The sequence below is a fragment of the Micromonospora sp. ATCC 39149 genome, from assembly GCF_000158815.1.
In the GTDB taxonomy this organism is placed as follows: domain Bacteria; phylum Actinomycetota; class Actinomycetes; order Mycobacteriales; family Micromonosporaceae; genus Micromonospora.
Genome location: NZ_GG657738.1, coordinates 480016 through 481439 on the forward strand (window position 1 = coordinate 480016; position 1424 = coordinate 481439).

At 77.0% G+C, this 1424-nt stretch carries 1 protein-coding gene; it reads right to left on the reverse strand.

What is annotated here, in order from left to right; translation table 11 throughout:
• On the reverse strand, positions 1-1424 hold a 1424-nt coding region (locus MCAG_RS02050; RefSeq protein WP_007071332.1), incomplete at both ends, for an acetyl-CoA carboxylase carboxyltransferase subunit alpha.

Genomic DNA, 1424 nt, shown 5'->3' on the forward strand with positions numbered 1-1424 from the left:
CGACGCCGGAGCGGGCCGCCCCGAAGCGGCGGAACCGCTGCCGGCGACGCCGGATCAGCGTCGCGGGCGGCACGTCGAGCAGCGGGGTCAGGTGCGCCAGCACCGCCCGGCGCAGCAGCTCCCCGGCGGCCTCCGGGTCGGCGTGGGCCGCCGGCGCGGGCTCCGGGACGACGTCGTCGGCGATGCCCAGCGCGCACAGGTCGGGCGCGGTCAGCCGCAGCGCCCGGGCAGCCTGCGGGGCCGCCGAGCTGTCCGGCCAGAGGATCGCCGCGCACCCCTCGGGGCTGATCACCGAGTAGACGGCGTGCTGGAGCATCAGCACCCGGTCGGCGACCGCGAGCGCCAGGGCGCCACCGCTGCCGCCCTCGCCGGTCACCACCGCGACCACCGGCACCGGCAGGCCGCTCATCACCAGGATGTTCTCCGCGATCGCCGCCGCCTGCCCCTGCGTCTCCGCGGTCACGCCCGGGTCGGCGCCGGGGGTGTCGACGAGTGTGACCACGGGCAGCCCCAGCCGGGCGGCGAGCCGCATGAGCCGCAGCGCCTTGCGGTGCCCGGCCGGGCTCGCCATCCCGAAGTTGCGGGCGACCAGCTCGGCGGTGCTGTGTCCCTTCTGGTGCCCGACGACCATCAGGTGCCGGTCGCCGAGCCGGGCCAGCCCGCCCACGACCGCTGGGCAGTCGGCGCCGAGCCGGTCGCCGTGCAGCTCCACGAAGCCGTCGAAAGCGGTGCCGAGGTAGTCCAGCGCGGTCGGCCGGCCCGGGTGCCGGGCGATCCGCACGGTCTCCCACGCGTCGCCCCCACCGGCCCGCGCGTCGCCTTCGGCGCTGCGGGCGGCAGGCGGTGCACCGGGCGGCTGGTGGGGCACCGACCGCGCCGGCTCCCGCCGGGCCACCGCGCGGCGGCCCGACTGCGCTGCGGCGAGCAGCGCCACCAGCCGCCCGCGCAGGGCGCGCCGCTGCACCACCATGTCGACCTGGCCGTGTCGCAGCAGAAAGTCGGCGGTCTGGAATCCCTCGGGCAGACCGCGTCCGGTGACCTGCCGGATCACCCGGGGGCCCGCGAAGCCCATCCGCGCGCCGCTCTCGGCGAGCACCAGGTCGGTGTTGGTGGCGAACGACGCCGCCACTCCCCCGTACGTCGGGTCGGTCAGCACGCTCACCGTCAGCAGTCCCGCCTCACGTAGCTGCGCGACCGCCTGGCTGACCGTGGCCATCTGCATCAGCGACAGCGCGCCCTCCTGCATCCGTGCCCCGCCCGAGGCGGTGACCAGGACCAGCGGCACGGCATCGGCCAGGGCCCGCTCGGCGGTACGGGTGATCAGCTCGCCGACCACGCAGCCGAGGCTGCCGCCGAGGAACCGGAAGTCCATCACGGCCAGCGCCACCCGGTTTCCGCAGACGCGGGCGGTGCCGCAGACGACC